At 70.6% G+C, this 11,892-nt stretch carries 8 protein-coding genes; all 8 read left to right on the top strand.

The annotated features are described in order from the left end of the window. Positions 1-233 (top strand): ChuX/HutX family heme-like substrate-binding protein (locus tag AB7O82_RS17460; protein WP_428619859.1); only part of this gene is annotated, 233 nt, incomplete at its 5' end. Between the two features lie 230 nt (positions 234-463). Beyond that, complete coding sequence (locus AB7O82_RS17455; RefSeq protein WP_428619857.1) at positions 464-1,306, top strand: heme/hemin ABC transporter substrate-binding protein; 843 nt, start codon at positions 464-466, stop codon at positions 1,304-1,306. A gap of 11 nt (positions 1,307-1,317) precedes the next feature. Beyond that, positions 1,318-2,349, top strand: a complete 1,032-nt coding sequence (locus AB7O82_RS17450; RefSeq protein ID WP_428543121.1) for a FecCD family ABC transporter permease — start codon at positions 1,318-1,320, stop codon at positions 2,347-2,349. Beyond that, positions 2,346-3,143, top strand: coding sequence for a heme ABC transporter ATP-binding protein (locus tag AB7O82_RS17445; protein ID WP_428543123.1), 798 nt, complete (start codon positions 2,346-2,348; stop codon positions 3,141-3,143). Before AB7O82_RS17450 ends, AB7O82_RS17445 begins: the two co-directional genes overlap by 4 nt. 208 nt (positions 3,144-3,351) lie before the next feature. Further along, complete coding sequence (locus AB7O82_RS17440; protein ID WP_428543125.1) at positions 3,352-4,632, top strand: hypothetical protein; 1,281 nt, start codon at positions 3,352-3,354, stop codon at positions 4,630-4,632. A 23-nt stretch (positions 4,633-4,655) separates the two neighbouring features. After that, a complete protein-coding gene (locus AB7O82_RS17435; protein ID WP_428543127.1) occupies positions 4,656-6,176 on the top strand; it encodes an SrfA family protein in 1,521 nt (506 codons plus the stop codon). 72 nt (positions 6,177-6,248) lie between these two features. After that, on the top strand, positions 6,249-9,215 hold the full coding sequence (locus tag AB7O82_RS17430) for a virulence factor SrfB (RefSeq protein WP_428543129.1): 2,967 nt from the start codon (positions 6,249-6,251) through the stop codon (positions 9,213-9,215). A 4-nt stretch (positions 9,216-9,219) separates the two neighbouring features. After that, on the top strand, positions 9,220-11,886 hold the full coding sequence (locus AB7O82_RS17425) for a virulence factor SrfC family protein (RefSeq protein WP_428543131.1): 2,667 nt from the start codon (positions 9,220-9,222) through the stop codon (positions 11,884-11,886). Positions 11,887-11,892: the final 6 nt, after the last annotated feature.

Here is an 11,892-nt window from a genome sequence, read left to right as displayed (position 1 = left end):
GCTGGTTCAACATCGTCGATCCGGCGTTCAACCTGCATCTGCGCGACGAAGGCGTCGCCCGCGTGTTCTCGGTGCGCAAGCCGACCGACGACGGCATCGTCACCTCGATCGAGGCGTTCGACGCGCTCGACCGCAACATCCTGCTGATGTTCGGCGCGCGCAAGCCGGGCAAGCCCGAGCTCGAGGAATGGCGCACCCTGGTCGCCGGGATCGAGAAGCGGGCTGCGTCGTGAGCAACACGAATCACGGTCTCCCGCTGAGGGCGCGCCACTCCGATGGCGCGCTCATAGGTCCTCACTTTCGCTTCTCCTCCCCAGCTTCGCCGGGGAGGTGTCGCCGTCTTACGGCGACGGAGGGGTCATAGGCGATGACTCATGACCCCTCCGTCCGCGAAGACGCGGACACCTCCCCAGCGGAGCTGGGGAGGAGAACAACGGCCCTCGCACCCGGCCGCCGCGCCGCGATGATCGCGGCCGCGGCGGCGGCGTTCGCCGCGCCGGCTGCGCGCGCCCGGAAGGCGCCGCGCATCGTCTCGATCGGCAGCTCGCTCACCGAGATCCTCTACGCGCTTGGCGCACAGGATCTGCTGGTCGGCGTCGACACGACCAGCCTCTACCCGGCCGAAGCGCGCGCCCTGCCGCAGGTCGGCTACATGCGCGCGCTGTCGGCGGAGGGTGTGCTGTCGCTGAAGCCGACCCTGATCCTCGCCACCACGGCGGCGGGGCCGGCCACGACTCTCGATCAGCTGCGGAGTACCGGGATCGAGGTGCTGGTCCTGCCAGACCGCTACGACTACGACAGCGTGATCGCCAAGATCGCGGCGGTCGGCAAGGTCACCGGCAAATCGGCCGAGGCCGACGCCATGATCGCGCGCGGCCGCGCCGGGATGCAGGCGCTGTCGGCGCGGCTCGCCAGGGCGGGCAACAAGCCGCGGGTGCTGTTCCTGCTGTCGATGGGCGGCGGCGCGCCGCAGGCCGCTGGCCGCGAGACGGCGGCCGACGGCATCATCCGATTGGCGGGCGGCATCAACGCCATCAACGGCTATGCCGGCTACCGGCCGCTCACGCCGGAAGCGGTGATCGCCTCGCGCGCCGACTTCGTGCTGGTGACGCGCCAGACCGTGGATGCGCTGGGCGGCGTCAAGGCGATCCTCGACCAGCCGGCGATCAGCCGCACGCCGGCCGGACGCGACGGCAAGGTGCTGCAGTTCGACGCGCTGCTGCTGCTGGGCTTCGGACCGCGCACGCCACAGGCGGCCGAGGAGCTGGCGAGCGCGCTCCACCCCGACCTCGTCCGCACCCGGTGAGCGCTCCCGCCTTGGGCATCGCCGTGCGGCGGCCGATTCCGCTGTTTGCGCTTGCCGCCGTGCTGAGCGTGCTGGGTGGCCTGTGCATCGGCGCCTTCCCGGTGAGCGTCGCCAACCTCCTGTCGGCGTTTGGCCTTTCCAGCGCGCCGATCGACGGCACCACGGCGACGGTGCTCTACGCCATCCGCGCGCCGCGCGTGCTCGCGGCCTTCGCCGTCGGCGCCGCGCTGGCGGCGGGCGGTGCGGCAATGCAGAGCCTGTTCCGCAACCCGCTGGCCGACCCCGGCCTGCTCGGCGTGTCGAGCGGGGCGGCGCTCGCCGCCGTGACGGTGATCGTGCTGGGCGAGAAGGTGATGCACATCGTGCCGCCGCCCCTCAAGCCGTGGCTGCTGCCGGTCGCGGCCTTTGTGGGTGGCCTCGCGGCGACGGTCGTGGTCTACCGGCTGGCGGCGCGCGACGGCATCACCCTGGTCGGCACGCTGCTGCTGGCCGGCATCGCCATCAACGCCATCGCCGCCGCCGGCATCGGCATGCTGGTGTTCATCGCCGACGAGCAGCAGCTGCGCACCTTGATCTTCTGGACCATGGGCGGCTTCGGCGCCGTCACCTGGATCGCCATCCTGCCCGCCCTGCTGGTGCTGGCGATCGCCGTGCCGACCTTGCTGCCGGCCGCCCACCTGCTCGACGCGCTGGCGCTGGGCGAACGCGAGGCCGGCCATGTCGGCGTCGATGTCGAACGGCTGAAGCGCCGCCTGGTGGCGCAGGTGGCCCTGGCAGTCGGCGCCAGCGTGGCGATCTCGGGAACCGTCGGCTTCGTCGGCCTGGTGGCGCCGCACATCGTGCGCCTCCTGCTGGGGCCGGCGCATCGCACCCTGCTGCCCGCCGCCGCCTTGTTCGGCGGCACCTTCCTGGTGCTGGCCGACGCGCTCGCGCGCACTGTCGTCTCGCCGGCCGAGCTGCCGATCGGCGTGCTGACCGCGCTGGTCGGCGGCCCCTTCTTCCTCTGGCTGCTGGCCGGCCGCGCCGCCCGGAGCGGCCTGTGAGCCTGCTGCAGGCCCGGAACGTCAGCGTCCGCGCCGGCGCGAAGGTCCTGATCGAGGACATCTCGCTCGCCCTGGCGCTCGGCGAGTTCCTGGCGGTGCTCGGCCCCAACGGCGCCGGCAAGAGCACCCTGCTCGGCGCCATCGCCGGCGATCGCGCGGTGGCGAGGGGCGCCGTGCTGCTCGACGACAAGCCGATCGGGCAGTGGAACAAGAGGACGCTGGCGCGGCGGCGCGCCGTGCTGCCGCAGCATTCGGCGGTAGCCTTCGACTTCACCGGGATGCAGATCGCCACCCTCGGCCTGCTGGCCCATCGCGACCGGTTGTCGGAGCGCCAGATGCGCGCCCTGGCCGAACGCTCGCTGCATGAAACGGAGGCGCTGGCCTTTGCCGACCGCCCCTACACGGTGCTGTCCGGCGGGGAACGCCAGCGGGTGCAGCTGGCCCGCGTGCTGGCGCAATGCGATGCCGATTCGTCGGTCCAGCCCTTCCTGCTGCTCGACGAACCGATCACCGGCCTCGACCTCGCCCACCAGCATGCCGCGTTGGCGAGCGCGCGCCGACGCGCCGATCGCGGCCTGGGCGTGCTGGCGGTGCTGCACGACATCAACATGGCGGCGCGCTACGCCGACCGTGTCGCCATTCTCGAGAACGGCCGCCTGAATGCGCTCGGCCCGAGCGAGGCCATGCTCACACCGGAGCGGCTGTCGGCCGTGTTCGCCACACCCATCGTGAAGATTTCCGCCGGCGGGGAGACGGCGTTCCTGAGCCCCGGGGGCGGGGCGTTAGGCTCTTAATCTTCCGGACCGCGGGCGTCCCGCCCGCTCATGAGCTTGAGCGGGCAGGACGCCCGCGGTCCAAAAGAGCGTGACGTGCGCCAAGAGCACGCCGGTCACCACAAGGTCACTTCCCCGGGACTGCGCGATCTGCGCCCTTAAAATCATCGCCAAGGTCTGGACAATTGGACATAAACAAGCCGGATTTACTGGCTGATATTGGCGCGTCATGGGCGACCGTCCCACCCTGATCGTGACCACCCGTCTCGGCGTTCGGCCCTTGGGCGTGCGCGGCGATCCGCTGCATGCGGTCGCCAGCCAGCTCCTGGCTGTCATCCGACGCCGCCTGGGCGACGGGCCGGCCAACCTTCTCGCCGATCCGCAGTTGCGCGAGAACGGCGACGGCATCGACTGGTACGCCGCGCGCTCCGGCCCGGTGCGGCGTATCGCCGATATCGGCGAGAGCGAACGTGCCCGGGTGCTGGCCACGGTCGAGCGGCATCTCGAGGCGATCCGCCGGCTCGGCACTCAGTTGCAGTCGGCCACGGCGGCCGACGAGGCGCGCCTGATCGGCCGCTCGCTGGAGCTTGCGACCCGCCGGCCGTCCGACGACTTCATCTATGTAGTCGACGGCGAACCGGTGATCGTGGCCTGGGGCTACGAAGCCGATGCCGTGGCGAGCCTGCAGCCGGTCGCCCTGCCCACGATGCCGCGGCCGGCGCCGATCGCGGCCGCCGCCGCCACGACCCTGGCCAGCGTGCCCGCCGTGCCGGCCGCACGGCTCGCCTGGGCGCCGTGGCTCAGCGCCCTGCTGTTCGGCCTGTTCCTGCTCCTGCTGCTCCTGGCGACGTCGTGGCTGATGCGCGCCTGCGCACCGGTCGGGCCCGACCTCACCATTGCCACCCACGAGACGCCGGCCCCGCCGCCGCCGGAAGCGCCGCCCGATCCGACGCCGCTGCTGAAGGCCTCGCTCGACAACGCCGAAGCCGACGAAGGCAAGCTCAAGACCGAACTGGCCGCGCTCGAACTCGAGCTCAAGAAGAAGATCGCAGCGTGCAAGCCGATCGAGCCGCCCAAGCCGCCGCCCCCGCCTCGACCGCCGCCGGTGGCGGCCGCCAAGCCGCCGGCGCCGCCTCCGCCGCCGCCACCGCCGCAACAGCAGCGGCAGGCCTCACTGCCTCCGGCGCCGTCCCTCAACCGTCCGCCGCCGGGCCAGTTGCCGTGCAACTGGTCGGGCGATTCCGGCGGCGAAGGCGTGACGCGCAACCGCCACTATCTCGGCGACCGGCCGGGCTTCGTCGGCATCAACTACAATCTCTATGTCAAGCCCGACGACATCAGGGTGGTGTATCGTGGCCAGGTGCTCGCCGGCACCGGCGGCCCGCGCAGCGGCCGCGGCGGCTTCGGCTTCGATTGGAAGCCCGTCGCCGGGGATTATTCGGTCGATGTCATCGTAACGGGGGAGATGTGGGGTACGCGCTGGACGTACGCCATGGTCTGCCCGCGCTGAGAAAATATCGCCAGGGAACCCGGATGGCCGCAGGACCCCTTCTCGTCAGTGAACCGCTGCAGCGCTATCGCGCACTCGGCATGGCGGGTGACCCCGTGTGGCGCGCCGCCGGCCAGCTGCGCACGGCGGTGACCGCGCGCCTGTCGCGCCGTCACGCCGACCTGCTGGCGATCCCCGAAGTCGACCCGACCGGACGACAGATCGACTGGTACGCCCCGTTCGAGGGCACGGTGCACGGTCTCGCCGATCTCAGCGAGGCGGAACGCACCGCCGTGCTCGACGAGGTTCGTCGCCTCCACGACGACATGTCGAGCCTCGCCGAGTCGATGGAGGCGCCCTCGCGGTCGGGCGCCGAGCGCAACTTCGCGCGCCTGCTGCGTCATGCCCTGACGGCGCCCGGCGAGGACACGCTCTACGTCGTCGACGGCAAGCCGGTCATGACGTTCTGGGGCTTCAGCGCCGATGCCGCCCTCCCCGGTTCCTTCCTCGCCAGTCCGCCCGTTTCGGCGGCGCCGCGGCCGGGCCTCGCCCAGCCGGCGCCGCAGGCCGTGCTCGCCAGCGCACCCGCCGTGGCCGCGGTCGGCGCGCGCTCGACCTGGTGGCAATGGCTGCTGCTCGCCGTCCTGCTGCTTCTCCTGCTGGCGCTCGCCGCCTGGCTGGTGCGGCCGTACCTGCCGCGGCTCGAGCCGGTGCTCGAAGCCGAGGCGCGCGAGCGCGCGCTCGGCATGTCGGTGCGCCAGCCGGTCGAGCTGCAGAAAGCGCGCGTCGATACCCTGCAGCGCGACAGCGAGGCGTTGCGTCTGGAGCTGGCGCGGCTCACCGACGAGCTGGCGCGGCGCGGCGGCGACTGCGCCGCCGGCCTGGTCGTTCCGGGCGGCGTGATCGTGGGCAACGTGCCGATCGAACGCGGCGCCGCGCCCGACAGCACGGTCGGCCCGGATGTCGCGGCTGTCGACAAGGGAACCGCCGTCGACAAGGGCCCGGGTGCGGGCAACGAGGCCGACAAGGATCGCGGCAAGGACCAGGGCCAGAAGGACCAGGGCCCGGGCGGACCGGACGAGAGGAATCTCGACAAGAACGCCGACAATAGGAATGCCGACAGGGGCAGCGCCAACAACAATCGCATGGACGACAAGAACAAGGGCGCCGTGGCGCCCAAGGACGAGCCCAAGCCGATGGTCGTGCCGCCCGACGCCAGGCAGAAGCAGGATCTCGCCTTCCTGAAGGGCGACTGGCGCTCGCGCACCGGGCTGGCGACCGCGACCGGCGAGCGCGACATCCGCCCGACCTACACCCTGGACGACAAGGGCAAGGGCAAGGTGAGCTTCAGGCAGAAGAACGGCAGCGTCTGCGAGGCCCCGGCCGAGGCGCGCTGGAGCGGTGACAAGCTCACCATCGAGGAGAAGGCCAATCCCAAGTGCGCCGACGGGCGGACCTACGCGCGCAACACGGTCAATTGCGAGGTCGGCGCCGACGGCGTGGCGAAGTGCAGCGGCAGCCAGCCGGGCGATTCGCGGAGCTATCGGGTGCAGATCGGCCGTTGATCCATGCGACACATTCAGCTGCTGTTCGGCTCCCAGCAGGGCTAATATCGGTACACATCTGAACAGCATCACATGAGCGATCTCGCCCGCCTGCCGAGCTATCCCAGCCCGACGACTCTGATTGCCCGCTCCGGCATTCAGTTCCTCGATTTCGGCTTCGACCCCGTGCGCCTGAAGATCCGCGAATGGGGCTTCCACGACGCTGCCGCCGGCAAGGGTGTCGACGATCTGGTGCAGCTCGATTTCGACGAGGCGCACGGCCAGTACGAGGTCGTCGAGGCCGGCCGCCGGCGCGCCGCCGAGCCCAATCTGGTGATCACCGCCAAGGACGCGCTGGCGCCCTTCCTCGACAAGTGGGTGCCGCTGCCGTTCCTGCAGGTGCGACCCAACAACCAGTTCCGCGAAGGTCCGGCCGACTGGGCGCGCGTGCGCGTCGTCGATCTCGAGGCGCGCTACGGCGCCGGCTACCGCGATGAGCAGGGCAACCGCTATCGCGCGGTGATCGCCTTCGATACCGGCCTGATCGCCGAGGCCGAGGGCCGCGCCTATCTCACCCCGTCGTCCAAGGACGTCACCGCCGGCGCGCTGTTCGCGCTGGCGCCGCAGCAGCGCGCCAACCACTGGCTGCTGCGCCAGGGCTGGATGAACCAGTGGCTCGAGGAGCTGTTCCGCGAGCTGCATCCGCGCGCCACGCTCGAGGAGATCGACAGCGACATCAAGCAGAAGCCGCAGGAGGCGACGGCGCGCTACCTCGCCTTCCTGGGGTTGCTGGCCAGCGCCCTGCACCTGCCGCCGATCAAGCTGGTGGGCGATGCCGAGCGGCCGGGCCGCGGCGCCATCGAGGTCGACTTGGTGCTCGACGTCGGCAACTCGCGCACGTGCGGGCTGCTGATCGAGGCGGCGGGCGAGCTTGGCGTCAACCTGAACGACTCCTACGAGCTCGCGCTGCGCGATCTCTCGCATCCCGAGAGCGTGCACGCGCGGCCCTTCGAATCGCGCGTCGAGTTCGCCCAGGCGTGGTTCGGCAAGAACCACCTGTCGCGGCTGGGCGGCCGCGCCGACGCCTTCGTCTGGCCGACCATGACGCGGGTCGGGCCGGAAGCGACTCGCCTGGCCGCACGCCGGCGCGGCACCGAGGGCAACACCGGCATGTCGAGCCCCAAGCGCTATCTGTGGGACGAGGAGCCGCAGCCGCGCGAATGGCGCTTCAACATCGCCTATGCCCAGGACCAGACGGCGATGCCCGCGGCGGCCGGACCGATGGCGCAGCTCGTCAACCAGAAGGGCGAGCCGCTGCATCTCGTCGACTCCGACGCCGACAGCGCCGATCACCTGCCGGTGTTCGAGCCGCTGTATTCGCGTTCTTCTGTAATGACGTTCGTGCTGTCGGAGATCCTCCTGCAGGCGCTGACCCTGATGAACTCGCCGCAGCAGCGCGGCAGGCGCGCCCACGCCGAGACGCCGCGCCGCCTGCGGCGCGTCGTGCTCACCCTGCCCACCGGCATGCCGCTGGCCGAGCGCCTGATCTTCCGCAAGCGCGCCGAGGCGGCGCGCGATCTGGTGTGGATGATGCTGGGCTGGAAGCTCGACGACCAGGCCGCGCCGCCGCCGCGCGTGCTGACCGACTGGGACGAGGCGAGCTGCACCCAGCTGGTCTATCTCTACACCGAGGTGGCGCGCAATTTCGGCGGTGACGCCCGCCGCTTCTTCGAGATCACCAGCAAGCCGCGCGGCAAGCCGGCCGACGGCGCGCTCAACATCGCCAGCATCGATGTCGGCGGCGGCACCACCGACCTGATCATCAACACCTACCGGCTGGAAGGTGCCGGCACCTCGGTCACCCTGTTCCCCGAGCAGCGGTTCCGCGAAGGCTTCAACGTCGCCGGCGACGACATCCTGCTGCGCGTCGTGCAGGGCCACGTCCTGCCGCCGGTCGAGGCGGCGCTGCACAGCGCCGGCATCGCCAACCCCGACGACCTGATGGCCGAGCTGGTGGGCGGCGACCGCGGCGGCGAGGACGTGATCCAGCGAAACCTCCGCCAGCAGTTCGCTTTGCAGATCGCCCACCCGATCGCGCTCGAGCTGATGCGGGCTGCCGAGACCTATGATCCGGCGTCCGGAGTCGTCGCGGCTGAGCCGCGGCCCTACGAGTCATTCTTCGCCGAGGGCGCCAAGCCTTCCGAGGAAGTCGTGACCTTCGTCAACGAGGCGGCGCGCAAGCGCGGCGCCAGGGGCTTCGATCTACGCGCTACCGTATTCCCCGTCGAGCTGCCGAACCTCGACAAGACGGTGCGCGCCGAGATGGGCCGGGTGCTGGCGCCGCTCGCCGAGATCGTGCACGCCTACGATTGCGACGTGCTGCTGCTGTCGGGCCGTCCGTCGCGTCTGCCCGGCATCCGCGGCCTTCTCATGGAATTGCTGCCGCTGCCGCCCGAGCGCGTGATCTCCCTGCACGACTATCGCGTCGGCGCCTGGTACCCGTTCCGCGACGCCCGCCTGCGCGTCGAGGATCCCAAGACCACGGTCGCGGTCGGCGCCATGATCGCTGCCCTCGCCCAGTCGCAGCTGCCCGACTTCTCGTTCCGCTCCGACCTCCTGCGCTCGCGCAGCATCGCCAAGTTCATCGGCAAGCTCGATGGCGGCGGGCGGCTGCAGCGCGAGGACCTGGTCTACCGCGACGTCGATCTCGACAACCGTGAGTACGAGCTGCCCGAGACGACCTTCGAGTTCCGCGGCCCCATGTGGCTCGGCGCCCGCCAGCTCGACCTGGTGCGCTGGCCGGCGGCGCGGCTATATGCGCTCGAGTTCGCGCGGCCCGAGCACGCCGAGCGGCACGCCCGCGAGACGCCGTTCAAGGTGGCGCTCGCCCGCGTCAAGCCGAAGGACAAGGATTCGGGCGACGTCGAACGCTTCCGCCTGCGCCAGGTGACCAATCGCGACGGCCGCGCCGTGGCGCTCGATCGCCTGACCCTGCGCCTGCAGACGCTGCCGCGGCGCGAAGGATATTGGCTCGATACAGGCATGCTCAAGACCGGTTGAGGACATGGACACCATCGATCTCAGGCTGGCCCAGGACTGCGAGGCATTGGCTGTCTCCGCGAGCGAAGGCGTCGCCTGGCTGAAGGGCGCGGCGGAGCAGTCGCCGACCGTGGCGCAGCAGGCGCCCTCGCTGATCAGCGAGCTGCAGAAGGTTCGCAACCAGAGCCGCAAGCTGGCGCGCGCGGCGCGGCGGCGCATGTGCGTCGGCGTGTTCGGCCCAAGCCAGGCTGGCAAGTCGTACCTGGTGTCGATCCTGGCGAGCCGCGACGGCAATCCCCTGCAGGCGAAATTCGCCGACCAGAGCTACGACTTCCTCAAGGAGATCAACCCGCCGGGCAATCGCGAATCGACGGGACTGGTGACGCGCTTCGGCCTGGGGCTGAGCGCCGGCGACAAGGATTTTCCGGTTCGCGTGCGCCTGCTGACCCAGACCGACATCGTCAAGATCCTGGGCAATTCCTTCCTGCTCGACTTCGATCACCAGAAGGCGGCCTTCGAGCGGCCCGACGGTGCCGCCATCAGGAAGCGCCTCAGCGAACTGCGCGCCAAGGCAATGCCCTCAGCCGTTGGCGACCTTGATTCCGACGACGTGCTCGACCTGATCGAGTATTTCGACACCTTTTTCGCCGGCGTTACCGCCGAGCTGCGCACTGACTACTGGCGCGAGGCGATCGAACTGGCGCCGCGGCTGGGCGGCCGCGACCGCGCCCGGCTGTGGTCGCTGCTGTGGTACGATTTCGAGCCCTTCACCGAGCTCTACCTGACACTCTACGACGGCCTGCAGAAGCTCGCCTTCGCGCCCGAAGCGCTGCTCGGCATGGACGCCCTGATCCCGCGCGAGAAGAGCATCGTCGACGTGCTGACGCTCGATCGTCTCGGCGCCGATTCGGCCGACACGCTCGAGGTGCGGCCGTTGCACACGGACGGCCGCGCCGCGCCGGATGCGCGCCTGCCGCGCTCGCTGATCTGCGCGCTCACCGCCGAGCTCAGCGTCGCCATCGCCGAGAAGCCGTGGGATTTCTTCGATCACACCGACCTGCTCGACTTCCCGGGGGCGCGCTCGCGGCTGAAGCTCGCCAATCTCGAGGACGTCGCGAAGGCCAAGGGTGTCGCCGAGGGCGCCAACCCGCTGCGCGAGCTGCTGCTGCGCGGCAAGGTCGCCTATCTCTTCCAGCGCTACTCGGCCGAGCGCGAGCTGAGCGCCATCCTGCTCTGCATCCCCGACGGCAACCAGGAGGTCCGCGATCTCTCCGACATGATGACGGCGTGGATCGACCAGACGATCGGCGCCACGCCGGGCGAGCGCGCCAAGCAGCGCAACGCGCTGTTCCTGGTCTTGAGCAAGATGGACCGCGAGTTCGAGCAGAAGGCGGGCGAGACGGAGGAATCGCGCCGCCTGCGCTGGTCGGCCCGCCTCAACAACTCGCTGATCAACAATTTCCGCGGCGAATGGCCCACCAACTGGAACGGCCGGCCGTTCGACAACACCTTCTGGCTGCGCAATCCCACCGTGATCGACGAGCGGCTGATGGACTACGAGGGCGGCCGCGAGCGCGGCATCGCCGAATCGTTCGCCGAGCGCGCCGTCGAGTTGCGCGGCCATTTCGTCGCCAATCTCGACGTACGCCGCCACTTCGCCGACCCGGCGCGCGCTTGGGACGAGGCGTTCCGGCCCAACGACGGCGGCGTGTCGTATCTCGTGCGCAGCCTGATCCCGGTGTGCGACCCGGTGATAAAGCGTGCCCAGGTGCGTGGCCAGCTCGAGGTGCAGATCCGCCGCCTGGTCGACCGGTTGGCCGGCTTCCACAGCGCCGCCGACGGCGATTCGCGCGCCGAGAAGCGCGATCTCGTGCACACCGTGCTGCGCGGGCTGGGCCCCTGCATCCAGCAGCAGCTGTTCGGCGAGCTGGTGGCGGCCCTGCATGTCGCCGAGAGCGCGCTGCGCGAGATCTACTTCCGCATCTCCACGGCCCGGCCGGCCGAAGAAGCCGATGGCCGCAACGGCAAGGCGCCGGCCCACGTCACCCAGGCAACCGGCGCGTCGGTCGATCTCGGCGCGATCTTCGCCGACGTGTTCGGCGACGAGCCCGGCCGCAGCGCCCCGCCGGCCGGCGTCCTGGAGGACCGCGCCGAGCGCTTCGCCCGCGAGGCCGCCGAGTACTGGCTGGAGAACATGCGCCGCGTCGGCGCCGACGAGAAGGCGCTGTCGCACTTCGGTGTCGACCGCCAGCATCTCGGCTGGCTGATCGACGAGCTGGTGGTCGGCGCCCATCGCCTGAAGCTGATCGACCAGCTGAGCCACGAGGTGCGCGAACTCGAGAACGCCGCCAACGCCAAGTGGGAGGAGATCGCGGAGCGCCAGGTGCGCACCGCCTCGACGGCGCTCAACGGCTATGTCAGTGCTCTGGGTTTCGATCGCCTGCCGCTCGACCAGCGCCCCGGCCTGCCGCCCAACAACCCGGTGCGACGGGTATTCGAGACGCCGGCCATCGTCAACGGCGTGCCGACCTTGAGCGAGGATCCGCGGCCGATCTATGCCGACTACTGCAAGGACTGGATGCGCGCCTTCCTGCAGCTCGCCATGGACAATGTCGGCTACGAGGGCGGCCGCGAGATCACCCCGGAGCAGAACGACCGGCTGGGCGCCATCCTCCGCGCGGTGCCGGCCTAGGCCACC

It is taken from the genome of Reyranella sp., assembly GCF_050185545.1.
In the GTDB taxonomy this organism is placed as follows: Bacteria; Pseudomonadota; Alphaproteobacteria; order Reyranellales; family Reyranellaceae; genus Reyranella.
This window is presented reverse-complemented; position numbering and strand designations above follow the sequence as displayed.

Coding starts and splice junctions, on each gene's coding strand:
- AB7O82_RS17455 (WP_428619857.1), top strand. CDS start 464: ATGATCGCGGCCGCGGCGGCGGCGTTCGCCGCGCCGGCTGCGCGCGCC.
- AB7O82_RS17435 (WP_428543127.1), top strand. CDS start 4,656: ATGGCCGCAGGACCCCTTCTCGTCAGTGAACCGCTGCAGCGCTATCGC.
- AB7O82_RS17440 (WP_428543125.1), top strand. CDS start 3,352: ATGGGCGACCGTCCCACCCTGATCGTGACCACCCGTCTCGGCGTTCGG.
- AB7O82_RS17425 (WP_428543131.1), top strand. CDS start 9,220: ATGGACACCATCGATCTCAGGCTGGCCCAGGACTGCGAGGCATTGGCT.
- AB7O82_RS17430 (WP_428543129.1), top strand. CDS start 6,249: ATGAGCGATCTCGCCCGCCTGCCGAGCTATCCCAGCCCGACGACTCTG.